Below are 23,863 nucleotides of genomic sequence, written 5' to 3' on the forward strand. Positions count from 1 at the left end.
ATCCATTATATAATAAATATATGAAATTTGTGAATATCCGCTTGCTTCCGCAGGAGGCATTGCAAGTGATCGAGACGCTCAATGCACATCATTTTGATGCTTTTTTCGTTGGCGGCTGTGTACGCGATCTGCTGTTAGGACATGAGGTACACGATTATGACATTACGACCAATGCGCAGCCTGCACAAGTAATTGAAATTTTTTCAAATATATGCAAGGTCCTTTTGACCGGGATCAAACATGGTACCGTAACGCTATGTTTTGCTCCTATGGCAATCGAAGTAACGACCTATCGCATTGAAACAGAGTATCTGGACCATCGTTCCCCAAACAAGATTGCATTTACAAATGAACTGCGTTTGGATCTGGCACGACGTGATTTTACGATCAATGCGATGGCCTTTCACCCTTCATTAGGAATCATTGACCTGTTTGATGGACAAACGGATCTAAAAGAAAAACGGATCCGCTGCGTGGGAGATCCAGAGAAACGACTAGAAGAAGATGCTTTACGCATTTTGCGCGCTGTCCGTTTTTCTGTCACGCTTTGCTTTACGATAGATCCTGCTTTGCAGTTTGCCATACAAAAAAAAGCGGCTTTGCTTACCTATTTATCAAAAGAACGGATACGGGATGAGCTCAATCGGATCTTGAAAAGCAAACAAACACGACTGCTGCGTATGTTGGACCAGCTGTTTATCTTGCCCTATCTTTTTCCGCAGTTAGTTCCTCTTCGCTTGTTAAAGCAAGAAACACCATGGCATCTTTACGATGTCTTTGAACATACCGATCGTGCCCTGGATCACAGCATTGGCGCCCCGCTGCCGCAGCGTCTCGCCCTGCTCTATCATGATTGCGGGAAAGCATATACAAAGACGATGGATGCAAATGGAATTGCCCATTTCAAGGGACATGCATCGATTTCCGCAAATATAGCAGAAAGTGCCTTAAAAGATTTAAGATACGATAAGAAAATGATCCGGCAAGTGACCTCGATCATTTATTATCATGATACTTATGTAAATACCACTGAAGTCGATATCCGTCGTTTTCTTTATGGCATTGCATTTGATTATGCGCTTGCCTATGATATTTTTGCTGTGCAATTTGCCGACAATTGCGCTAAAAATCCACATAAGGCTCAGATCAAAAACGAAAACATCAAGCAAATCCTTTCCATCTTGCATGAGATGGAAAAAAAGAACATACGCTATACGTTGCATGAACTGGCGATCAACGGATCTGATCTGCTTGCTTTGGGATTTCAAGGCAAAGAAATCAAGGCATGTTTAGAGGCTGCTTTGCTTCAGGTCATTGAAGATCCGCAAAAGAATACACGTGAACAATTACTGAATTACATTCAATCCAACAAAAAGGACATCTAGTCCTTTTTTATTTTTGCAGCAGTTCTTGATATACTTCTTCCAATTGTCTGGCAACTACCCGGATATCTCTTGCTTTCGCACATTCTCTTGCCTTTTTCCCTAAGTTAGGCAGACGATCCTGCAAGACTCCTTCTAACAATCGCAGCATTTCCCATGTATCTTTTCCTTTATAACAATGCACACCATGGAGGAGCCATGGATGATACACCGGAATATCTCTAAGAATGACTTGCTGTTCACAAGCCAAAGCCTCCAATACAACAATTCCTTCTGTCTCTTCATGGCTGGGAAAAAAAACGCATCGCTGCCGCTGAGTGCCCCTTTTAATACATCCTGTTCCACATAACCGGGAAACAAAAGATTGTTTGGCGCATGGTGCACACAGCGTTTGACTGCATGCGGAGTCAAGATTCCTGCATCATTTCCAAACCAGACAAACCGTACGTGAGGAAATCGTTTTGCCGCTTCTATAAAATCATAGATGCCTTTTCTTTCAAATAACAGTCCGACCCCGATCACAACTTGTTCATCCTTCTTGAATCCAAAAAATTGACGAAATTTTTCACCTGCTTGCACATCCCGATAAAATTGCTTTGTATCGATTCCATTGCTGATCACATGAATGGGCTGGGTCAAACCATACGATTGTAACAGTCCTTTCGCATATACACTTGGTGTGATCAAATGATCTCCCATACGATACACATGTAATAAACGTTGATAAAAAAGAGGGGAAACAAGATTGCTAAAGCGAAAAGAATGCATAAAATCTTCTTTCGTGCTATGCGCATGCAGGATGACTTTTTTTCCTTTTGCATGCGCCTGTTTCGCTACGCTCACACTTTTAGGTCCAATCGTATTGATATGTGCAATGTCATAGTCATCATCAGGTGACATTGTATAGGATATCCCTATGGATCTTAACGCACATGCCTGATGCTGCAATGCTCTGCCGATCCCGGAATGCGAAATCCATTTTTGTCCTTCAGCGTATAATAATATCTTCATCTCTCTTCATCCTTTCACAAAGAGATTATCATTTCATTTTAAAGAACAGCCTGCAAAAAAATGAAAGAAAATAAAAAGATGATCCAAAATGAATCATCCCGTACTGCCAAAGCCTCCCCTGCGTCTTTCCACAGTATCATCATCGATCGTTATTCCGAAGGGAAGAAATATTCCCTGCACGAAAGCGGTGCCTTTTTTTAACTGTACACATTCCTGTTTTAAGGAACGATTGGTAATCTGAATCAGGATATGACCTTCATTATCGGCATAAAAATAATCCGCATCGATCACCCCAACCGTATTATCCAATTGCAACTGATAACGTGTTCCTAAAGAGCTGCGCGGATACAAAGTCAATACCCAGCCTTCTTCCATTTTACAGCGAATCCCGCTTGGGATACGGATACTTTCATTAAAAGCTAACGACACGTCCATCGGCAAAAAGAAATCATAGCCAGCCGATCCAGCTGTTGCACGTTTCGGCAATTGAATTTCCACATAGGAATCATTTTCTTCTTTCCAGCCGTATTTTTCAAGATCTTTTTGAAACTGCTGTTTTGATACTTTCTTAAACTGTGCAATTTTTTGCATTTCCCTGCTCCTTTTGTCTATGCATGCATATTGTACCAAAACAGGATGTGGTACACAATGCTAATGACTCTTTATTCACTATCTTTTTCAGCATAGCTATGATACAATCGTTTCAGTAAAAAAAGGGAGGAATCTTGCATGATTCGACTCATTATCACCGATATGGATGGTACTTTGCTTCATAACGATAAATCCATGCCGAAAGATATCTTTCGATTGATCGAGCAATTACAACAACGACACATTCATTTCGCTGCGGCCAGCGGCCGGCAGTATGCCTCTTTAAGAGAAAGCTTTCAACAATATGCATCACAAATGCATTTTATTGCAGAAAACGGCGCGGTGATAGCGGATGGTTCAGATAATTCGATCATTGAAACACATCCTCTGCCTCCCTGCGATATTGGCGAAATGATTCGATTGGCGCGTTCTCTTCCCGATACAGAAATCGTCGTATGCTGCCCAACTGTTGCCTACTATGAATCAGACAGCCCCATCTTGCAAGCAAACATTGCCCCTTATTATCACGCACGCAAACGTGTAAAAGATCTAACCGCCATACAGGAAGATATCGCAAAACTTGCCGTGTTGAACATTCGCGGTACCGCGCAATATGTCTATCCGCATTTTTCATCTTTTGCTAAACACCTATCAATTGTTGTCTCTTCCTTTGAATGGATGGATATCATGATGCCAAACGTGCATAAAGGAATTGGTGTAAAAGCACTGCAGCAGCGTCTGCATATCCGTAAAGATGAAACGATGGCATTTGGCGACTTTATGAACGATTATCAATTATTACAAGAAGCGACATACAGTTATGCAATGAAAAACGCATTGCCGCAAATCAAGCAGATTGCCAATTATGAAACAAAATATACCAATGAAGAAGACGGGGTCATTCAAACGATAAAAGAAGTGTTAGATTTATAAATGATCCCTGCCTATATACAATATATGTAATAAAAAGCAAAAAAAGAATGTCATCTCTTTTTGAGAAACATTCTTTTTTTTATCAAGTTCATTGCTTATTTACATAGGTTTGTTTCTTTTTACGAAAAGCCAGTAAGCAAAAACGATGATTCCTATCACGCATAGAATACTGTCCATCATGACCTCCGCTGCCCCTAAAATTCTTTATGTTTCATAATGGAAAGACTTACCTTCAAAGAGATATACAAACAAAACAGTGCAATGAGTGTCAACAATAAGAGCAAGATACCCATATGAATCGATGTCAATCGATCAAGAACAGCGAATACATCTATGTGAAAGAAGAAATCTGCTCCCTTTGTCAACAAGATGCCCAAAACAGCAATTGCGCCAAATACACCGATCATTGCAATACGACCCTTCTCTCCTCCAAATTTCAACTGGAAAGGAAGCATGATCGCTTGCATCAAAATGATCATTGGTACGATCAAAAATGCAATCATGAGCAAATCTGCGATTGGCATCGTGCCTTTTATGCTGGATGCCGCCAATCCCATCAAGACAGCAGCGATCCATGAACCACTGCCTAACAACAGTGCTAGACCATATTTTTCAATCACATATTCTTTACGGGTAATCGGCAAAGTAAATAGAAAAGCATTTCCATTATCAAATTCATCATAACTGATCGTCGTCAGCACAAACAATGACATAACAAAGCTGAGAAAACACAAAGGGAAGATGACATCTTCATTTAAGATCATCATTCCGATGACAACGGCCAAGATCATAAATAAGAAGTTTTTCTGTAACAGCATGATCTTTAGATCTTTGATCATCAATCCTATCATATTGATTTCCCCCTGCTCATCATCATGATCACTTCATCAATCGTTCCTCTTTCGACAACGACCTGCGGATAATTTTCTACATAAAATTGTTTTTGATCCGTTAAACAGCGATAACCAAAACTTTCTTTTTTTATGCGTAGAATATACTGTTTATCCATTTCTTTATACTGTTCCTCTCTCAGTTTTAAAACACCATAATCACTTAGTAAAACATCCGTATCTTCATGCAAGATGATCTTTCCATCATCGATCATATACAGATCATCACAAAGTGTCTCCAGATCACTGGATATATGCGAACTGATCAAGATAGCACGATCTTCCTCTTTTTCCATATATTCTCTTAACATTTCTAAAAGTTCGTCTCTGGCAATCACATCTAGCCCGGAAGTTGGTTCATCCAAGATCAAAAGCTTGGCATCATGCGAAACAGCAATCAATACTTTTAACTTTGCTTTCATCCCGGTTGAGAAATCTTTTATTTTCTTATCTAACGGCAGCTGAAATCTCGCAACCTGTTTCAGAAAAAAATCTTTATCAAACTTCGAATACAATTTTTGTAAGATCAAAACAAGATCTTTGATTCGCAAATAGCCGCTGAATCCAGAGTCTGACAATACGACGCCGATCTTTTCTTTATCTTTTGCGGATAAATGACTGCTGTCTTTTCCTAATACAGTGACATCTCCTCCGTCGATAGAAATCAATCCTAATATTGCTTTAAAGGTCGTGCTCTTGCCAGCCCCATTTTGTCCGATCAAACCGCTGATACAACCGGGACGGACCTCCAGTGAACATGCAAGAGAGAAGTTTTGATAATGTTTCTTTAGATTGGTCATTTTTATCATCGATTATCCCTCCAAGATCAATTCAAATAGATTTCTGATATCTGCATCGCTGATACCGCATCGCCTTCCTTTTTGAATGGCTTTTTCCAAATCCGCTTCGAGTTCCTTTTTTTGTTCTTCTAATAGCAGCTCAGGATTGATTGCGGTCACATATGTTCCTTTTCCATGTATCGTTATCGTAAACCCTTCGCTTTCTAAACTGTCATATGCTTTTTTAACAGTCAGAGCACTGATCTTTAACTGTTTTGCTAATGTGCGAACCGATGGCAAACTATCATTTTCTTGCAATTCGCCATTACGGATCATCGTTTTGATTTGATCAACAATTTGTTCATAAATAGGAATCATCGAAGAAGTATTGATAATTATATTCATTTGACACTCCTCTTTCTGCTTGTAAACAGTGTATAACAGTATTTAACTGTTGTCAAGTGTTATACACTGTTTATTTATATTTTATTAAAAACGATCCGTTACAGCCTCTCGTAATGAAACAGCAAAACTGCAAGCAAAAAAAAACCGAGTCCTTGTTGAAAACAAAGATCTCGGTCTTATCGTTAATTAAAACATTGTCTTTTCTGTCAATAAAGTACTAATGTGCTTGATGCAATCTGCTTTGTTCTGGAGAGTCCACTAATTTTTTGCCTGAAGAGAATGTGATCAACAAACCTAAAGCAACCAACAAGATTGCTACGATCAATTGCAGACCATCTGTCATAAATACAAAACCGCCAGATACAAACAATTTTACACAAATGTTATAGATTGACATTCCTAATGAAGTCATCGTGATCACTAACATGGCAATCATTGGTACATACAGCATGAATCCTTTTCTTCCTGTTACTTTCAAGAATACAGAAAGTACGATCAATACCATGGCAGCCAATAACTGGTTGGCAGAACCGAATAATGGCCAGATATTATTGTATCCACCTAGTGATAACAGATAACCACCTAACAATGTAATGACTGTTGCAACATATTTATTTGTCAAGAAACGAACAACTCCTGTTGCTTCGCTGCCAGTATTTGTCTCAAAGAATTCCTGGAAAGACATACGGCCGATACGTGCAACTGCATCCAAAGATGTCAAAGCCAAAGCTGATACGAACATGGTCATGATGCAAAGTCCCCATTCTTGAGGTAATCCAAGTTGAGAAATCAAACCAGTAACACCAACGGAAAATTTAGTAAACGGCGTAGCTCCATCAGCCATGGCCATAGCACTTAAATTACTGTCTAAAACACCGCTGGCACTTAAACTAGCCAATGATCCGACAACAACGATAACCAATACAGCTAACAATGACTCTAACAGCATGCTGCCATAACCTACTTGCAGCATATCTTTTTCATTACTGATCTGTTTGCTGCTTGTTTCACTTGATACTAATGAATGGAATCCGCTGACTGCACCACACGCAATCGTTACAAACAAAGTTGGGAACAAATAGCTTCCACTGGCAGAAGTAAAGCCAGTATACAGTGGTGTAGAGATCTCAGGATTGCTCATGAATACACCAACGACTGCTGCAACGATCATCGCGATGAACAAGAATGTTGTCAAGTAATCACGCGGCTGTTTCAAGATCCACATTGGTGTAACAGAGGCAAAGAAGATATAAACAAAGACAATATAGATCCAAGATGTCTTGTCAAAATAAACTGGGAACATGATGCCGACAGCAAGCATCGCAATGATCAATACAATTGCAATGACCACTTGCTTCCATCCGCCGATCTTTGTTTTTCTTAAAAACAGTCCAAAAGCAATTGCAACAAATACATACAAGATAGAAATAGAACCCGCAGCTGCATTTGGCTGTAATTGTGCACCTTCAGCAGAGTAGCCATTTAATGTACCTGCTACCATATCAGCAAATGCTGCAATTACCAGCAAAGTAAACAACCATGCAAACAAGAAAAATAAACGACGACCTTTTTTACCGATGTAATCTTCGATCAACTGTCCCATTGATTTTCCATGTGATTTAACAGATGCATATAAAGCACCAAAATCTTGTACAGCACCGAAGAAGATACCACCGACAACGATCCATAAGAATGCAGGCAGCCATCCCCACATCATTGCCATGACAGGTCCTGTTACAGGTCCAGCACCGGCGATAGAAGAAAACTGATGTGCAAAGACTTCCCATTTGCTACTAGGAACAAAATCTGTTCCATCTTCCTTTTCTACTGCAGGCGTTTTTGCTTTTGGATCAATGCCCCATGTTTTCACCAAATAGCGTCCATACAGAAGATAGGCCCCAATCAGTATGACACAAGTAATGCCTAACAAAAGTAAACCATTCATACAAAATTCCTCCCTCTGATTCAATATTTAAAAAAGGTTTCCATCTTTCGCCCAGAATATAGATTCTGCGCTAAGACGAAAACCTGATTTCCGCGGTACCACTCAGCTTGCAATAAATGCCTCTTTTTTCTCGTTCGTTTGCTAAACGAGATCCCTTTAACGCAGGGAATACGATAACGCTTACTAACAATCCTGTGTTCAGCATACAGCTCGCAAGTGATAATTGTTTAATCGTCTCCTGCCATCTTTCAGCTTACGGTGGCTCTCTGTAAGGGGATAGAAGAAAACAATGTTGTCTTGTTCAATGCTTTTAAATATTGAATACTGTATCATTTTATGCACAATGCTTTTATATGTCAATAGTTTTCTGAAAATTTATATGTAAATAAAATGAATTTATTTCAAAATTATTGTAAATCGCTTTCATTTTAAAAAAAACAAATAAAAAGATACATTTGACTTCCAAACATATCTTCTTATCTATTTCATTTGCCGTCATGTATTTTTTCAATTCGCTTTGCAATTTTATTTGCTGAGATCTGGGCATCGTTCATAACCGACATTGCCTGTTCCAATGCGTGTGCACTTTTCTCAAGACGGATAGTCAATCGATTGGCATCTTCTAAAAGATCTATGATCTCTTTTTCGATTTCTTTGATATGTTCTCCGCGTCGCATTTCCCTGGTTGCATGTACAAGGGTAAAGACAACACCAATCAATGTCGTCGGAGAAGTGATCAATACGTGCTGCTGCAGTGCATATTCCAACAGGCTACTGCAATCTGAACATAAAAACATATAGACCGCTTCACTAGGAACGAACATGATCGCCTGTTCACTCGTTTGCGGCGTTATATATTTACGTGCAATATCCTGGATATGTTTTTTGATGTTAGACTTGAATGTAGATAGACTTCGGGCATATGCATCTGGCTGTCCTTCATTCTCTATCACTTTTTGAAAATTTTCCATAGGAAACTTGGAATCAATACACAAAACCTGTGCAGTGCCAGCTAAATGCAATACAAAGTCAGCGATCATTCCATTCTGCAAAGAATACTGTCTTTCATAAACTTCTGTACAATCGCCAGCATAGAGTTCCAACAACATACCAAGCTGGTATTCGCCCCAATTTCCTCTTGCCTTTTTATTGACCATGATGCGATTCATTGCTAATACATGTTCCTGTACCTGGTCAAGCGTAGCGCCGGAAGCTGCCGTATCTTTTCCTAATTGATTCAGTTCTCGAAACAACAGTTGAACCTGTTTATTCATTGCCTCAATTGAAGTTACCGTTTGCTGTGTCTTCATCAATAAATTCTGATCAGTGCTCTGTGATAATGACAACTGCTGGCGTAACAAATCCATTTCTCTTTGTTTTTGCACGATTGAATTTTCCTCATGCAAGCTATGATGACGAAGCTGTAGGATCACCAAGGCAAATCCTAAAATGATGATCAAGATCAAGATAAAAAACATCCCTGTTTCCATCTATGTATTCCTCTCTCTTATTTATTTTTGCAATGTCTGTTTCTGTTCCTCTTTTACTTTTGCGAGCAAAGCAGGATCTTGCAGCAAACGCAAGCCAACCAAAGCCAAGGCGATTCCTCCATCATGGAGTGCGCTTTCGCCCTGTGGAGAAATCGTTGCAGCTGCCATTTCTTTGGAATGACCATTGACACAAGCATCTGCAATCTTGATATAACCGTGCAATGTCGGGCACACATAACTGACCGCACCTATATCACTGGAGCCTGCCGGAATCTCATCTACTGGAAGTACGTTGTTTCTTCCTACTTCTGCATATGCCTCTTTTAGAAGATCACAAAGGGTATAGTTCACGACATTATCTTCATATGGACATTCATATACGCTCATTTGATAGGTACAACCGCTGGCCGCACAAGCACCTTTGACACAATCTTCGGCACGTTGACAAAGCTCTTTGACATACGCCATCGTTTCTCCTCTAAAATAATATTCCATGCACGCATAGGCAGGAATGACATTCGCCGCTTCTCCGCCATTACGGATGATTCCGTGAATATAAGTATTTGCCTTGGTATACTGCCGTAATAAACTGATACCGGTATAGCTCATGATTGCCGCATCTAATGCAGAACGGCCGTTTTGAGGATGGCAGCCATGTGCATTTTTACCAAAGAAATCAAACTTTAATGGATTCAAGGCCAACGTTCTTCCCCCGAGACGGTCTTCCGTAGAAGGATGAATCATCATGGCGACATCAACATCATCAAAGACATGATTGTTTGCCATCGTCACTTTGCCTCCAAAATTTTCTTCTGCCGGAGTTCCGATGACACGCACCTCCCCGCCTGTTTCTTCGACCATTTCTTTTAATGCCGCTCCTGCCGCAATGGAAATAGCGGCAATCAGATTATGACCGCAACCATGTCCGACTTCAGGCAATGCATCATATTCACAAAGATAGGCAATGACTGGTCCTTCTTTTGCAGAGCGATACACGCCTTGAAAACCAGTGGGGCATACATACGCTGATGTTGTCGCAAATCCAAGATCGTTCAATGCATCGCAAAGCAGCGCCATCGTTTGAAATTCTTCATTCCCCAATTCCGGATGCTCGTACATGGATTGTACCAGGCTCATATAATGATCTAAGTGTTCTTCTACATGTTTCTTGATTTTTTCTTCCATCATTTTTCCCTCATTTCTTTTTATTTATAAAAAGCCCTTCCGATGAAAGGCTTTATTTTACTCCATATTCTGCATAGTAAGCATCGATTCGATCTTTTAATTCATCATTGATGACCACTTTCCCATTGCATGGACAATTGTATAAATAAGATACGACTTCCGGCATGCTTACGATTGCAGCTGTATCAAATCCATAAAGATCTTTAATTTCTTCCAACGCTGTCTTCTCACCATTTTTTCCTTTTTCGTTACGATTTAAAGACACGATCAATCCCTTGATATCAACGTCAGCTTGTGCTTTTAAGATCGGATATGTCTCTTCGATGGATTTTCCTGATGTTGTGACATCCTCAATAATCACCACACGGTCTCCATCCTTCAGTTTTGATCCTAACAAAATTCCTGTATCCCCATGATCTTTTACTTCTTTTCGATTGGAACAGTAACGGATTTCTTTCCCATATAACTCACTGATAGCCATCGTCGTTGCGACTGCCAAAGGAATTCCTTTATATGCCGGGCCAAACAATACATCAAAATCCAACCCATAATGATCATGGATCGCTTTTGCATAATATTCTCCTAATCGGCGCAACTGTGTACCATTCACATAAGCACCTGCATTCATGAAGAACGGTGATTTACGACCGCTTTTTAAAGTAAAGTCACCAAATTTCAAGACTTCGCTTTCCACCATAAACTCGATAAATTCACTTTTATATTTCTCCATATAGTATCCTCCAAAAAAGTATTCTTTTATTATATTATCATAAGTATTCCACCGATTCAAACGCTTCTCCATTAAAAAAACACTTCGTTCATTTAGACGAATTTTCTAAATGACAAAAGTGTTTTTTGCTGATCTAATTATTTTGTAATAATTTGCCCGCGATTTACTTTTCCATAATCAATGAAGGAAATGCGTTCTTCTTTATTCACAGGTTCTGTAACCACCAGCATGGTCGTTGTCTCCAGTCCAGCTTTGTGCACAGCTTCTAGATCCACTTCAATGATTGGATCATTTGCATGGACCTCATCCCCCTGTTTCACATAAGAATGAAATCCTTTTCCATTTAAACTTACTGTATCAATACCAATATGAACCAGAAGGCCTGTTCCATTTTTCATACGTACAGCAAACGCATGTTTACTTGGAAATAGTACCTCTATTTTTCCATTCGCTGGCGATACGATCTTGCCATTTGTAATTTGAAAGCCAATGGTCTGCCCCATCAATTCTTTTGCAAATGTCATATCTGAAATATTTTCCGGGCTGATCATTTCACCATCCGCAACTGCAACAATCACATCATCTGCATATACATTTGTCGTTTTTTTCCATTTATCAAATAGTCCCATATTTTTACCTCTAACATTCTCTGCCGTTGGACGCGATTACTGTTTTATACCAGTAGAAACTATCTTTGCGATAACGCATAAAGGATCCATTTCCATAATCATCGCTGTCGACATAGATAAAACCATAACGTTTTGCCATTTCCCCTGTAGAAGCGCTCACGATATCAATTGCTGACCAAGGCGTGTATCCCATTACATCTGCACCATCTTCGATTGCAGCCAACATCGCCTGAATATGCTGACGCAAATAATCAATTCGATAAGGATCATGAACGCTACCATCCGTCTCCAGCTTATCAAATGCGCCCAATCCATTTTCTACGATCATAATTGGCAATTGGTAACGATCATATAATTCTTTTAAGGTATAACGCAAACCATCCGGATCGATCTGCCAGCCCCATTCGCTTGCCTTTAAATATGGATTTGCTACCCCTGCCAACAAATTGCCGCCAATCATAGAATGATCGTCTTCATGTGAAACACAGTTGGTTTGATAATAAGAGATGGCAATATAATCCACCCTTCCCAGCATGAGATCCTGTTGATCTTCTGGAAGGATTTCTAACTGAACATCCATCTCTTTCCACATCTTATCTGCATAAGCGCCATATGCTCCGCGCACCATGACGTCCGTACAGTAATAATTGATCTCTTGCCACTGTTTTTGACATTTTAACAAATCTTTTGGATGACAAGTCAGCGGATATGTCGGCATCATTGCGATCATGCAGCCTACTTGTAAAGAAGGATCGATCGTATGTGCTAATTGGACTGCCTTTGCACTGGCCACCATCTGATGATGCAAAGCTTGATAACGAAGTTGCTTGTCATCGACTTGCTGTGTAAAAGAACGTGTACCTGCATTGACGATACCTAGTGACATATAATTGCCTAATGCCAAAGTACCGCAATTGATTTCATTAAATGTCATCCAATAAGTGACCTTTGTATGAAAACGTTCAAACAATACCTTACAGTAGTTCAAAAACAGGTCGATCACCTTGCGTGATGCCCATCCATTGTAATGATTGACCAAATATATAGGCATTTCATAATGTGAAATCGTAACCATTGGTTCAATACCATTCTTTTTTAACAGATCGAATACCCGATCATAAAAAGCTAATCCTTCTTCGTTTGGCTCCGTTTCTTCACCAGTGGGAAAGATACGTGTCCAAGCGATGGACATACGATAACACTTTAATCCCATTTCAGCCATCAATGCGATATCTTCTTCATAATGGTGATAAAAATCTGAAGCAATACGATTTGGATAATACAATGATTCTTCGGTTGTTTGCGGTGTGATCTGACGAGGATGTTCCTTGGTTCCATTTGAAAGCATATCCGCACAGCTCAGTCCTTTTCCTCCTTCATCAAATCCGCCTTCTACCTGATTAGCAGCAGTTGCTGCTCCCCATAAGAAGTTCTTTCTCATTGTGCATCCTCATCACGATATAGGATAAATGTAGCAATGAATGTGGCGATGATACCAATAAGGATTGCAATGACCATCATGATCACATTATTACCTTCCGGTGAAACAAAACAAGGTAATGCAACGATACTGGATGCACCTGCAAACGCATAAATATAGACATGTACCAGACCGGCAAATGCTCCTGCGATACAGCTGCCGATCATTGCTCCTGCCATTGCCTTTTTATAACGCAAGTTAACACCATACATCGCCGGTTCTGTAACGCCACCGATCACTGCTGTGATTGCACAAGACAAAGCAGTAGATTTTAATGTTTTGTTTTTTGTTTTTAAAGCGACTGCTAAACTAGAGATACCTTGATCGATATTAGAGATTACTAAAGCAGTAAAGAAAATTGGTTCATAACCTACTGTTGCAAACATCTGTAACAAATAAGGAACAAATGCAGAATGCATACCTGTCATGATCAGGAACGGCATAACAGCAGCCAGTACTGCTACCCCAACAAATCCTAATGTATTGTATAACCAAATGACTGCGTTGGAAATATAATTTCCTAAGAATGCTCCAGCAGGTGCCAATAAGCAATAAGCAAGTGGAACCATGATCAGCAAAGTACATACCGGTTCTAGAATAGAACGAAGCATCGTAGGAGAGTATTTTGCAAAGAATTTTTCAATAGGTGCCATCACCCATGCACATAAGATAGCCGGAAAGATCGTGCTAGTGTAAGAAGCATTATATACCGGGATTCCTAAGAAATCCAAACCATTTCCTACTGCAGCGATAAAATCCGGGAAGATCAACATTCCACCAACGACCATCCCCAGTCCTTGATTTGCGCCAAACTTTTTAGCTGCATTTCCACAAACAATTACCGGCAAGAAGTAGAAACCTGCCTGTCCTACATAATATAACAATAAATAAGTGCCGCTTGTTTGATCCATGCCTAAAGATGTTGCTATGATCAGCAATACCTGAATCATACCACAACCGATCAAGGCTGGAATAGAAGGAGATAAAGAGCCGGAGATACCATTTAGTATTCCATTGATCACGCCGCCAAAAGTAACTTTTTTCTTTTCTTTGGTCTGTGTATCTGCACTCACTTCTCCACCTTCATTAAATCCATACGTCTTGCAGATTTCTTGATAAACGTCATTTACCGCTTGCCCAATAATGACTTGCAACTGCCCATTTTGCCATTGTACTCCTAAGACACCGGAAAGTTTCTCAATATCTTCTTTCTTCACCAAACTTTGATCCTTTACATTAAAGCGTAAACGTGTAACACAATGTGTAAAAAAGTCTACATTGTCTTTCCCGCCAACATACTCGCCAATCTTACTGACAAGTTCCTCATATTTCTTTTCCATCGTATTCTTTCCTTTCTTTTCTTTATGCTAATTCATGAGCCGTACGCTCTCATGATACTAGTCTTCTTATTGTATGCTTTCTCTCGAACGCAGACGATTGATATGCAAGATCAAATATAATTGTTCTTCTTCGCTTAACTCCCATCCCATATTTTGTTGCAGAAAACGATCGATCTTCTCTACACATTCATATGTTTCTGGATACTGCTGGCGAATCGAAGAAAATAACGACTGATTTTCACTCGTTATTGCCATTTGATCTTTTTGCCGTCGTAATAGAAACTGCATATGAGAAGCAAAACGTGAATAATTAAATCCTTTTTTATCAATATCAATCTGAAACTGCGATTCTATGATCTGCGTTACTTTATTTAAGATATCAGATTCATCTATACTTTCTTCTTTATTAAAATTTTGTGAATTTACTATATGCAAAGCAATGCTGATTGCCTCTTGTGCCTCTAAATGAATCTTCAGTTGTTGATTGATATATTTGACTGCCCATTCACCTATTTCCATCTCTTTTTCAAATTGCTGCTGAAAATCATAAGAATATGGAGCCTGTACAAATATTCCTTTTTGATAGCGGTCATATGCAAATTTAATATGATCTGCCAAGGTAAAAACGATGTTTGGATTCAGTTCATGTTCGATCTTTTCTTTTGCTTTATCTACTATCACAGAAGATATCGTAAAGATGCGGTCTGGTATTTCATTTAACAAACCATAATATTTTGCATTTACACCATAAAAAGTTTTTCTTATCTTGCTCATATCTTTTAATGTGTATGGCATTTTGGGAAAACCGATTCCGTTTCCTAATGCAATCAATTGATGTCCATTGTCATCGATGCATATAGCGACGTTGTTATTTAATTTCTTGATTACACGCATGAACTGATTCCCTCCTTTCACAAAAAAAGCTCTTCCAACGCACATACACTATGAAAACACACAGGTAATGCCTCAGAAGAGTAACAATCCATCATCTAAACGCTCACTATTCATGATTTCCATGATTATTCTACTTCATCCTTCAATAAAATGCAAGCGTTTTCTGCTTATATTTAAAAAATCTGTTTGCTTGAACAAAAAGAGAGAAAATTGTCTCTTTTACTAACAATTCCTCTCTTTATATTCCAATACAATAAGTACCTATCCTTCCATCGTTGCTTCAATGGCAAGATATGTTTTTAGTGGATCTGCACTTTTGGTAATCGAGCGTCCGACTACGATATGGTCACAGCCTTGTTCTTTTGCATAAGCAGGTGTTGCAACACGTTTTTGATCATCTTTTGAATCATCTGCCAGACGAATGCCTGGTGTGACTGTTAAGAAATCTGTTCCACAAGCTTCGTGGATCGCACGTGCTTCATGAACAGAACAAACGACACCGTCCAATCCTGCTTCTTTCGCATTCTTTGCATATTTGATCACACAATCAATGACTTCTCCCGGTATTCCCAGTTCATTGTTCATCGCTTCTTTAGAAGTCGATGTAAGCTGTGTCACACCAATACACAATGGACGTTTTCCATTGACTGCACCTTCTTCCAGACCTTCTATAGCTGCCTTCATCATAGCAATGCCGCCGGCGCAATGTAAATTTACGATATCGACATCCAGCTTCGCTAAATTTTTCATTGCTTGTTTCACAGTATTAGGAATATCGTGCAGTTTTAGATCCAAAAAGATATGATGACCCATCTTGCGAATTTCGGATACGATGTCTAAACCAAATGCATAGGTCAATTCCATTCCGATCTTTACATAAATCGGTTGTTCAAATTTGGACAAGAACTGGAATAAATCTTCTTTATTAGAAAAATCCAGTGCTACGATCGTCTTATCATTCATTATTTATAGCTCCTTCCGATTGCTTGCGCAATATTTGTTATGTGATATTTTTCAAAAACTTCTGGAAGATCATCAATGATCTTAATACAGCAATATGGATCCACAAAGTTTTGTGCACCTACTTCTACCGCACTTGCTCCAGCATACAAAAACTCTAAAACATCTTCCGCACTGGTAATGCCGCCAACACCGATGATTGGAATCTGTACGGCCTGGGCTACTTGATAAACCATGCGGATCGCAATTGGTTTAATAGCCGGTCCGCTCAACCCGCCTGTGACATTGGCCAAGATCGGCTTGCCGCTGCGTAAATCCAATCGCATACCCATCAATGTATTGATCAATACCAATCCATCTGCACCAGCTGCTTCTACTGCTTTTGCAATCGAAACAATATCAGTGACGTTCGGACTTAATTTAACATAGACCGGTTTGCTTGCCGCTTCCTTTACTAAACGGGTAACATGAGCTGCCAGCTCCGGTGTCGTACCTAAACCGATACCGCCATGTTTTACATTTGGACAGCTGATATTGAGCTCATAGGCTTTTACAACCGAAGATGCATTCAATTTGCGTACAACTTCTACATACTCTTCTTCCGTAGCACCTGCTACATTTGCAATGATCTCTGTATCAAATTGTGCCAGCCAGGGCAGTTCCTTTTCCATGATGACATCCACGCCCGGATTTTGTAAGCCGATTGCATTTAACATTCCCATCGGTGTTTCAGCCACACGTGGTGTTGGATTTCCCAAGCGCTTATGCAACGTAGCGCTCTTGATGGCAATACCGCCTAGACGGCTTAGATCATATAATTCAGCAAACTCTCGCCCAAAGCCAAAGCAGCCGCTTGCCGGAATGATGGGATTTTTTAAATTTAATCCAGGTAATTTTACGCTCAGATCCATTCAAATGCCACCTTTCCAATAGGGAATACAGGTCCCTCTTTACAAATGCGATGATAAAGATCCGCTTCCTTTTTGTCTCTGGCAATACAAGCCATGCATGCTCCAATACCGCAGGCCATGCGGCTTTCAAAGCTGAGATATCCTCTTTGATAACGGGCATCTACTGCTTTTAACATAGGCAGCGGACCGCAGCTGCAGACAAAGTCAATCGAAATGCCGGCTGCATCGATCGCATCGATCACGGTTCCTTTTACACCGTAACTTCCATCCATCGTCGCGATAGATACTTGGCAGCCTAAGTTTTCAAATTCTTTTTCATAAAAAACGGAATCCTGATCATTAAAGCCCAGCACAACTGCGACCTTTGCATTTTTGGCACGATATCGTTTTGCCAGTTCATAGAGAGGAGGAACGCCTACTCCCCCTCCGATCAACAATACTTTCTTTTCCTCTGTAACAGGATAGCCATGTCCTAAAGGACCAAAGACATTCAATGTGTCTTGGGCAGACAACTGGCTTAAACGCTTTGTCCCATCTCCGACCACTTTGTAAATAATGACAAAATGTTGTGAATCCATCACTTCACAGATAGAAATCGGACGGCGCAAAAAGAATGTATCAATGGCAATATTCACAAATTGGCCCGGCTGCATCTGTGCTGCCATTTTTGCTCTTAAGATCATGCGATATGTATCGCTCGCGATCTGTTCATTTTCTAAAATACAAGCTACTTCTGGTTCCATATCAATGCTCCAATTCATTCATGCTGATGGTCGTATAGCTCATGGATTCGACTACACGCAGGATTGCATAGGCAGTATCTAAAGAGGTAAAGCAGCTGATGCTGTTTTCTGCTGAAACGCGGCGAATCAAGAATCCATCATTGGATGTGGTCTTATGTGTACCTTCCATCGTATTGATCACATAATTAATACGTCCCATACGGATCAAATTTAATATATTCTTGTCTGGATTTTCACTGATCTTAATTGCATCATGCACATAAATGCCTTTTTCTCTTAAATAACTAGCCGTACCGCTTGTCGCATAAATGCCATATCCGCAATCAAAGAAACGTTTTGCAATATGATACGCTTCTTCTTTGTCTTGATCTGCTACTGTGATCAGGACATTTCCCTGCATAGGCACTTTGACGCCGCTTGCGATCAATGCCTTATGCAATGCTTTTTCTAAAGTGACATCGCCGCCAAGTGCTTCTCCTGTTGATTTCATTTCCGGACCTAAGGTCGTATCAACGCTGCGCAATTTAGCAAATGAGAATACCGGTGCTTTTACAAAGACACGGTCTTCTTCTTCTTTTACACAATCCAATGGATAACCCTGTTCTTTCAATGAATGCCCTAATACGCATAAAGTAGCAATATGTGACATTGGCACACTGGTGATCTTGCTCAAGAACGGTACTGTACGGGAACTTCTTGGATTGACCTCCAGCACATATACATTATCATCTTTATCGACGATAAACTGAATATTGTATAATCCGATAAAGTGGAATCCTTTTCCAATACGGATTGCATAATCAACGATCGTATCTTTGATCTTTTGCGAAAGCGTCGGTGCCGGATAAACAGAGAAAGAGTCACCAGAATGGACGCCCGCACGTTCAATATGTTCCATGATGCCTGGAATAAAGACATGTTCACCGTCAGCGATCGCATCGATCTCACATTCTTTACCGACAATGTATTTATCGACCAAGATCGGCGCATCATGTGAAATTTCTTTTACTGCGGTTGCCATGTATACACGCAAGTCATCATCATTCTGCACGATTTCCATCGCACGTCCACCCAATACATAAGAAGGGCGTACCAATACCGGATAACCGATGCGGTTGGCAATTTTGACAGCTTCTTCTACTTCAATTGCCGTTTCTCCTTTTGGCTGCGGAATATCCAGCTGATGCAGCATCTCTTCAAATTCATGGCGGTCTTCTGCACGGTCAATGTCCTCTAAGCTCGTACCTAAGATCTTCACGCCGCGATCGACTAATTTATCAGCCAGGTTGATTGCTGTCTGTCCGCCAAATTGTACGATGACACCTAAAGGCTGTTCCAGATCTACGACATGCATGACATCTTCAATCGTCAATGGTTCAAAATACAATTTATCAGAGATAGAGAAATCAGTAGATACTGTTTCCGGGTTATTGTTGATGACAATTGCTTCATAACCTGCTTCACGCAGTGTTTTGACACAATGAACAGTTGCGTAATCAAACTCGACACCCTGTCCGATCCGGATAGGACCGCTGCCCAGTACGATTACTTTTTTATTGTCACTGCGTTTTGATTCGTTTTCCTGTTCATATGTTGAATAATAATATGGTGTTGCACTTTCAAATTCCGCTGCACAAGTATCTACCATCTTGTAGACCGGTATGATTCCATTTTCTTTACGCAGATCATACACTTCCCGTTCGCTCATATTCCATTGACGGGCGATATAAGAATCTGCAAAACCATTGCGTTTGATCGCATATAACACGTTTGGATCTTTTGGATGTTCCATCATCTGTTTTTCCAATGTCAGAATATTTTGGAATTTGTCTAAGAAGAAGTTATCGATCATCGTAATTTCATGGATACGTGCTTTGTCAGCACCTCTTCTTAACAATTCAGAAATAGTGAACATACGCAGATCATCTTTGATTGCTACACGTTCCCATAATTCTTCATCACTCAGAGCTGCGATTTCCTTATTTTCAATATGATCGCACTTCATTTCCAAAGAACGTACGGCTTTTAAGAAACTTTCTTCAAAGTTGCGGCCGATCGACATGACTTCACCGGTTGCTTTCATCTGCGTTCCTAAACGGCGATCTGCACTTGGAAACTTATCAAATGGGAAACGGGCCAGTTTTGTTACGATATAGTCTAATGCAGGTTCAAAACATGCATAGCTTGTTTTCGTGATCGGATTGATGATTTCATCCAATGTCATGCCAACTGCAATTTTTGCAGCCAATTTAGCAATTGGATAACCAGTTGCTTTCGATGCCAGGGCTGAAGAACGCGATACACGCGGATTCACCTCAATGACATAATATTTGAATGAATTTGGATCTAAAGCCAGCTGTACATTACATCCGCCGCAGATTTTTAATGCACGGATGATCTTTAAGCTTGCATTACGCAGCATCTGATGCTCACGATCGCTCAACGTCTGCACTGGCGCAACGACCATTGAGTCGCCGGTATGAATTCCCACCGGATCAATATTTTCCATGTTGCAGACAACGATGGCGTTGTCATTGGCATCACGCATGACCTCATACTCAATTTCTTTAAAACCGGCAATGCTGCGTTCGATCAAACACTGATGTACAGGAGAGATCTTCAATCCATTGGCTGCGATATCGCGGAGTTCTTCCTCATTATCTGCAAATCCACCGCCGGTTCCGCCTAATGTGTAAGCAGGGCGCACAACTACAGGATACCCGATCGAATTTGCAAAATGCACTGCTTCTTCAACTGTATGGACGATGTCGCTTTCCGGTACCGGTTCATGGATCTCATTCATCAAATCGCGGAACAATTCACGATCTTCTGCTTTGTTGATGGCTTTTAAATCAGTACCCAAAATCTCAACACCATATTCTTCTAGAATACCTGAGTTTGCCAATTCTACAACCAGATTTAATCCTGTTTGACCACCTAATGAACCAAGCACAGCATCTGGACGTTCTTTATAAATGATGCGGCTGGCAAAATCCAGTGTCAAAGGTTCAATATAAACACGGTCGGCAATTGCTGTATCCGTCATGATCGTTGCTGGATTGGAGTTGATCAGCACGACCTCATAACCTTCTTCGCGTAAAGACTGACAAGCCTGGCTGCCTGCATAATCGAACTCTGCGGCTTGTCCAATGACGATTGGTCCAGAACCAATCACTAAAATCTTATGTATATCTGTACGTTTTGTCATCTTTTTTCTGCCTCCTTCTCCATCAGCTCCATAAACTGATCAAATAGGTAATTGCTGTCTTCCGGTCCGGGAGAAGCCTCCGGATGATATTGTACGCTGAAAATCGGATATTTTGTATGACGTACACCTTCTACGCTCTTATCATTCAGCGCTTGATGCGTCATTACCAGATCTGTTCCTTCCAAGGAACTTGCCTCTACGGCAAAACCGTGGTTTTGCGAAGTCATCTCTACTTTTCCAGTTTCTAAATTGACGACCGGATGATTGCATCCGCGATGTCCAAATTTCAATTTTACCGTATTTGCACCGCTTGCCAAAGAAATCAGCTGATGTCCCAAGCAAATACCAAAGATGACAACATGACCCATCAATTGACGGATGGTCTCGATTGCAACTGTCATATCTTTAGGATCTCCAGGACCATTGCTCAACATCACGCCATCTGGTTTCATGGCTAAAATCGTCTGTGCATCTGTATCATAAGGTACGACCGTCAGATCACAATTTCGACGGGAAAGTTCACGAATGATTCCGTTTTTCGCTCCAAAATCCATCAAAACGACACGTTTTCCGCGGTTTGGAATCGGGAAAGCATTCTTTGTTGAAACCTGTGCAACCTGATCATGCATCAGTTCGCTCTTTCGTAAAATCGCTACGATTTGTTCAACATCCGCACCTTCATCTGCCATGATTGCTTTCATCGTACCGCTTGTACGGATCTTTCGTGTTATCGCACGTGTATCCACACCTTCGATTCCCGGAATTCCTTTTTGCTTTAAAAATTCATCCAATGTATAGTCACAGCGGAAATTGCTTGGTTCTTTGCAGCATTCTCTGACAACAAATCCAAAAACTGCAGGAGCCAAGCTTTCAAAATCATCGCAATTGATTCCATAATTGCCAATCATTGGATACGTCATCATTACGATCTGACCGCAATAAGACAGATCGCTGAGCACTTCCTGATAACCGCTCATACCTGTATTGAAGACCAATTCTCCCATGCGATATTGGTTGGCTCCAAAGCCTTCACCTTCATAGACGCTGCCATCTTCCAAAATCAGTAAACGCTTCATTCTTTATCCTCCTCATATATGATCGTTCCATCTACGATCGTTTTCTTGATACGGCCTTTTACACGCCAGCCGTGAAATGGCGTATTCTTTCCTTTGGAATAAAAACGATCTCGATTAATAATATATTCTTCATCTAGATCCACCAGGATCATATCGCTTGCATATCCTTCTTGCAAAACACCTTTCTTTTGCATGCCAAAGCGTTTGGCTGGCGCTTCGCTCATCCAGTAAACAAGTTGAGATAACGTGATCTCCCCTGCGCAGACCAGTCGGCTGTATAACAATGGGAAAGCCGTTTCCAAAGAAACGATGCCAAACGGTGCTTTATCCATCGGCCGCTGTTTTTCTTCTTGGCTATGCGGTGCATGATCATTGGCAATCAGTGTCAATGCCCCGCTTTTCAATCCATTGATCAATGCCTGACGATCCTTTTCTCCTCTTAATGGCGGATTCATCTTCCAATTGGGGCCAACCACATCATGTTCATTCAAAAGCAGATGATGCGCAGTAACTTCTCCGCTGACATCGCAGCCCTTCTTTTTATACTCTTCCAGCAACTGTACGCTTTCTTTTGCAGAAACATGACAGCAATGATAGTGTGCGCCTGTCTCTTCTACTAGCTGCAGATCACGTTCCAGCTGTTTCCATTCGCATTCACTTGGAATCCCGATCCAATGGCGGTCATAAGCTTCACTTCCAGCATGCACACAAGCGCCTTCTTTGCGGTATTGCATATCTTCGGTATGGGCAACGATCATGGTGTGCAGATCATGACTTTTTTTCATTGCCTCCCGCATGATGTCATCGTTTTGGACGCCGACCCCATCATCGCTGAATGCATGAATGTCCATCTTTGTGAAAGCTTCCATGTCCACAACTTCTTTTCCGGCTTCCTGACGGGTAATCGTTGCGTAAGGAATGACATGAACGTGTGCATCGTGCTGGATCTTATCCATATATTGTTTCATCGTCTCTACATTGTCCGGATACGGAATGACATTCGGCATTGCCATGATCGTTGTAAAACCACCGGCTGCTGCCGCCATCGTTCCCGTATCGATGGTCTCTTTATACTCATATCCCGGCTCCCGCAGATGGACATGTACATCGATCAATCCAGGTAAAAGTGTATACCCTTTTCCGTCTATGATCTGCGCCTCTTCTGCATCAATATGATCATCTATTTTCAAAATTTGCTGGTCATCGAATAAAATTTCTTTGTCAACCAGCTGCTCATTCTCTAATAGTTTGACATTTTTTAGAAGTTTCATAACCATTCTC

Annotated in this window: 21 protein-coding genes, 1 pseudogene and 1 other annotated feature; of the genes and pseudogenes, 2 read left to right on the forward strand and 20 right to left on the reverse strand. The window is 40.6% G+C overall.

The window, feature by feature from the left end:
- The first annotated feature begins 20 nt into the window (after positions 1 to 20).
- A complete protein-coding gene (locus tag BQ9859_RS08210; protein WP_075877721.1) occupies positions 21 to 1,385 on the forward strand; it encodes a CCA tRNA nucleotidyltransferase in 1,365 nt (454 codons plus the stop codon).
- 7 nt (positions 1,386 to 1,392) lie between these two features.
- On the opposite strand, the gene BQ9859_RS12860 is transcribed toward BQ9859_RS08210, so the two are convergent.
- From BQ9859_RS12860 to BQ9859_RS08220, 3 genes and pseudogenes are all read right to left on the reverse strand, one after another.
- Entirely contained in the window at positions 1,393 to 1,641 is a 249-nt protein-coding gene (locus BQ9859_RS12860; protein WP_328585271.1) for a glycosyltransferase, read from the reverse strand.
- Positions 1,642 to 2,036: 395 nt separating this feature from the next.
- Positions 2,037 to 2,393, reverse strand: a pseudogene (locus tag BQ9859_RS12865) (glycosyl transferase family 1); the annotation flags it as partial.
- A gap of 93 nt (positions 2,394 to 2,486) precedes the next feature.
- Complete coding sequence (locus BQ9859_RS08220) at positions 2,487 to 2,984, reverse strand: dCTP deaminase/dUTPase family protein (protein ID WP_075877722.1); 498 nt, start codon at positions 2,982 to 2,984, stop codon at positions 2,487 to 2,489.
- Positions 2,985 to 3,122: 138 nt separating this feature from the next.
- Between BQ9859_RS08220 and BQ9859_RS08225 the strand changes: the two genes are divergently transcribed.
- A complete protein-coding gene (locus BQ9859_RS08225; protein ID WP_075877723.1) occupies positions 3,123 to 3,917 on the forward strand; it encodes an HAD family hydrolase in 795 nt (264 codons plus the stop codon).
- A gap of 194 nt (positions 3,918 to 4,111) precedes the next feature.
- Here BQ9859_RS08225 and BQ9859_RS08230 read toward each other — a convergent pair whose 3' ends face one another.
- From BQ9859_RS08230 to BQ9859_RS08310, 17 genes are all read right to left on the reverse strand, one after another.
- A complete protein-coding gene (locus BQ9859_RS08230; RefSeq protein WP_075877724.1) occupies positions 4,112 to 4,768 on the reverse strand; it encodes an ABC-2 transporter permease in 657 nt (218 codons plus the stop codon).
- Positions 4,765 to 5,616, reverse strand: a complete 852-nt coding sequence (locus tag BQ9859_RS08235; RefSeq protein WP_075877725.1) for an ABC transporter ATP-binding protein — start codon at positions 5,614 to 5,616, stop codon at positions 4,765 to 4,767. The genes BQ9859_RS08230 and BQ9859_RS08235 overlap by 4 nt, the downstream gene beginning before the upstream one ends.
- Before the next feature lie 3 nt (positions 5,617 to 5,619).
- Positions 5,620 to 5,991, reverse strand: a complete 372-nt coding sequence (locus BQ9859_RS08240; RefSeq protein ID WP_075877726.1) for a GntR family transcriptional regulator — start codon at positions 5,989 to 5,991, stop codon at positions 5,620 to 5,622.
- A 217-nt stretch (positions 5,992 to 6,208) separates the two neighbouring features.
- Positions 6,209 to 7,936 (reverse strand): carbon starvation CstA family protein, encoded by a 1,728-nt coding sequence (locus tag BQ9859_RS08245; RefSeq protein WP_075877727.1) that lies wholly within the window; start codon positions 7,934 to 7,936, stop codon positions 6,209 to 6,211.
- 68 nt (positions 7,937 to 8,004) lie between these two features.
- Positions 8,005 to 8,250, reverse strand: a binding site (T-box leader).
- 171 nt (positions 8,251 to 8,421) lie between these two features.
- Positions 8,422 to 9,426 (reverse strand): DNA recombination protein RmuC, encoded by a 1,005-nt coding sequence (gene rmuC, locus BQ9859_RS08250; RefSeq protein WP_075877728.1) that lies wholly within the window; start codon positions 9,424 to 9,426, stop codon positions 8,422 to 8,424.
- A gap of 21 nt (positions 9,427 to 9,447) precedes the next feature.
- A complete protein-coding gene (locus BQ9859_RS08255; protein ID WP_075877729.1) occupies positions 9,448 to 10,611 on the reverse strand; it encodes a M20 family metallopeptidase in 1,164 nt (387 codons plus the stop codon).
- A 52-nt stretch (positions 10,612 to 10,663) separates the two neighbouring features.
- Complete coding sequence (pyrE, locus tag BQ9859_RS08260) at positions 10,664 to 11,341, reverse strand: orotate phosphoribosyltransferase (protein ID WP_075877730.1); 678 nt, start codon at positions 11,339 to 11,341, stop codon at positions 10,664 to 10,666.
- A gap of 137 nt (positions 11,342 to 11,478) precedes the next feature.
- Positions 11,479 to 11,970, reverse strand: coding sequence for a PTS sugar transporter subunit IIA (locus BQ9859_RS08265; protein WP_075877731.1), 492 nt, complete (start codon positions 11,968 to 11,970; stop codon positions 11,479 to 11,481).
- 10 nt (positions 11,971 to 11,980) lie between these two features.
- Positions 11,981 to 13,411: a glycoside hydrolase family 1 protein gene (locus BQ9859_RS08270; RefSeq protein ID WP_075877732.1), complete on the reverse strand. Its 1,431-nt coding sequence runs from the start codon at positions 13,409 to 13,411 to the stop codon at positions 11,981 to 11,983.
- The gene (locus BQ9859_RS08275) at positions 13,408 to 14,790 is read right to left on the reverse strand and encodes a PTS transporter subunit EIIC (RefSeq protein WP_075877733.1); all 1,383 of its coding nucleotides are present in this window, start codon (positions 14,788 to 14,790) and stop codon (positions 13,408 to 13,410) included. Before BQ9859_RS08275 ends, BQ9859_RS08270 begins: the two co-directional genes overlap by 4 nt.
- A 66-nt stretch (positions 14,791 to 14,856) precedes the next feature.
- Positions 14,857 to 15,684, reverse strand: coding sequence for a PRD domain-containing protein (locus BQ9859_RS08280; protein ID WP_075877734.1), 828 nt, complete (start codon positions 15,682 to 15,684; stop codon positions 14,857 to 14,859).
- Between the two features lie 261 nt (positions 15,685 to 15,945).
- Positions 15,946 to 16,647: an orotidine-5'-phosphate decarboxylase gene (pyrF, locus tag BQ9859_RS08285; RefSeq protein WP_075877735.1), complete on the reverse strand. Its 702-nt coding sequence runs from the start codon at positions 16,645 to 16,647 to the stop codon at positions 15,946 to 15,948.
- Positions 16,647 to 17,555 (reverse strand): dihydroorotate dehydrogenase, encoded by a 909-nt coding sequence (locus tag BQ9859_RS08290; RefSeq protein WP_075877736.1) that lies wholly within the window; start codon positions 17,553 to 17,555, stop codon positions 16,647 to 16,649. Before BQ9859_RS08290 ends, pyrF begins: the two co-directional genes overlap by 1 nt.
- Positions 17,546 to 18,298, reverse strand: coding sequence for a dihydroorotate dehydrogenase electron transfer subunit (locus tag BQ9859_RS08295; protein WP_075877737.1), 753 nt, complete (start codon positions 18,296 to 18,298; stop codon positions 17,546 to 17,548). The genes BQ9859_RS08290 and BQ9859_RS08295 overlap by 10 nt, the downstream gene beginning before the upstream one ends.
- A 1-nt stretch (position 18,299) precedes the next feature.
- Positions 18,300 to 21,506 (reverse strand): carbamoyl-phosphate synthase large subunit, encoded by a 3,207-nt coding sequence (gene carB / locus BQ9859_RS08300; RefSeq protein ID WP_075877738.1) that lies wholly within the window; start codon positions 21,504 to 21,506, stop codon positions 18,300 to 18,302.
- The gene (locus BQ9859_RS08305) at positions 21,503 to 22,582 is read right to left on the reverse strand and encodes a carbamoyl phosphate synthase small subunit (RefSeq protein WP_075877739.1); all 1,080 of its coding nucleotides are present in this window, start codon (positions 22,580 to 22,582) and stop codon (positions 21,503 to 21,505) included. Before BQ9859_RS08305 ends, carB begins: the two co-directional genes overlap by 4 nt.
- On the reverse strand, positions 22,579 to 23,853 hold the full coding sequence (locus BQ9859_RS08310; protein ID WP_075877740.1) for a dihydroorotase: 1,275 nt from the start codon (positions 23,851 to 23,853) through the stop codon (positions 22,579 to 22,581). The genes BQ9859_RS08305 and BQ9859_RS08310 overlap by 4 nt, the downstream gene beginning before the upstream one ends.
- Positions 23,854 to 23,863: the final 10 nt, after the last annotated feature.

Origin of the sequence: Merdibacter massiliensis (genome assembly GCF_900155395.1) — a bacterium.
Taxonomy (GTDB): Bacteria; Bacillota_I; Bacilli_A; order Erysipelotrichales; family Erysipelotrichaceae; genus Merdibacter; species Merdibacter massiliensis.

Excerpts from the sequence above, each read along its gene's own strand:
- BQ9859_RS08210 (WP_075877721.1), top strand. The coding sequence starts at position 21 with ATGAAATTTGTGAATATCCGCTTGCTTCCGCAGGAGGCATTGCAAGTG.
- BQ9859_RS08220 (WP_075877722.1), bottom strand. The coding sequence starts at position 2,984 with ATGCAAAAAATTGCACAGTTTAAGAAAGTATCAAAACAGCAGTTTCAA.
- BQ9859_RS08225 (WP_075877723.1), top strand. The coding sequence starts at position 3,123 with ATGATTCGACTCATTATCACCGATATGGATGGTACTTTGCTTCATAAC.
- BQ9859_RS08230 (WP_075877724.1), bottom strand. The coding sequence starts at position 4,768 with ATGATAGGATTGATGATCAAAGATCTAAAGATCATGCTGTTACAGAAA.
- BQ9859_RS08235 (WP_075877725.1), bottom strand. The coding sequence starts at position 5,616 with ATGATAAAAATGACCAATCTAAAGAAACATTATCAAAACTTCTCTCTT.
- BQ9859_RS08240 (WP_075877726.1), bottom strand. The coding sequence starts at position 5,991 with ATGAATATAATTATCAATACTTCTTCGATGATTCCTATTTATGAACAA.
- BQ9859_RS08245 (WP_075877727.1), bottom strand. The coding sequence starts at position 7,936 with ATGAATGGTTTACTTTTGTTAGGCATTACTTGTGTCATACTGATTGGG.
- rmuC (WP_075877728.1), bottom strand. The coding sequence starts at position 9,426 with ATGGAAACAGGGATGTTTTTTATCTTGATCTTGATCATCATTTTAGGA.
- BQ9859_RS08255 (WP_075877729.1), bottom strand. The coding sequence starts at position 10,611 with ATGGAAGAAAAAATCAAGAAACATGTAGAAGAACACTTAGATCATTAT.
- pyrE (WP_075877730.1), bottom strand. The coding sequence starts at position 11,341 with ATGGAGAAATATAAAAGTGAATTTATCGAGTTTATGGTGGAAAGCGAA.
- BQ9859_RS08265 (WP_075877731.1), bottom strand. The coding sequence starts at position 11,970 with ATGGGACTATTTGATAAATGGAAAAAAACGACAAATGTATATGCAGAT.
- BQ9859_RS08270 (WP_075877732.1), bottom strand. The coding sequence starts at position 13,411 with ATGAGAAAGAACTTCTTATGGGGAGCAGCAACTGCTGCTAATCAGGTA.
- BQ9859_RS08275 (WP_075877733.1), bottom strand. The coding sequence starts at position 14,790 with ATGGAAAAGAAATATGAGGAACTTGTCAGTAAGATTGGCGAGTATGTT.
- BQ9859_RS08280 (WP_075877734.1), bottom strand. The coding sequence starts at position 15,684 with ATGCGTGTAATCAAGAAATTAAATAACAACGTCGCTATATGCATCGAT.
- pyrF (WP_075877735.1), bottom strand. The coding sequence starts at position 16,647 with ATGAATGATAAGACGATCGTAGCACTGGATTTTTCTAATAAAGAAGAT.
- BQ9859_RS08290 (WP_075877736.1), bottom strand. The coding sequence starts at position 17,555 with ATGGATCTGAGCGTAAAATTACCTGGATTAAATTTAAAAAATCCCATC.
- BQ9859_RS08295 (WP_075877737.1), bottom strand. The coding sequence starts at position 18,298 with ATGGAACCAGAAGTAGCTTGTATTTTAGAAAATGAACAGATCGCGAGC.
- carB (WP_075877738.1), bottom strand. The coding sequence starts at position 21,506 with ATGACAAAACGTACAGATATACATAAGATTTTAGTGATTGGTTCTGGA.
- BQ9859_RS08305 (WP_075877739.1), bottom strand. The coding sequence starts at position 22,582 with ATGAAGCGTTTACTGATTTTGGAAGATGGCAGCGTCTATGAAGGTGAA.
- BQ9859_RS08310 (WP_075877740.1), bottom strand. The coding sequence starts at position 23,853 with ATGAAACTTCTAAAAAATGTCAAACTATTAGAGAATGAGCAGCTGGTT.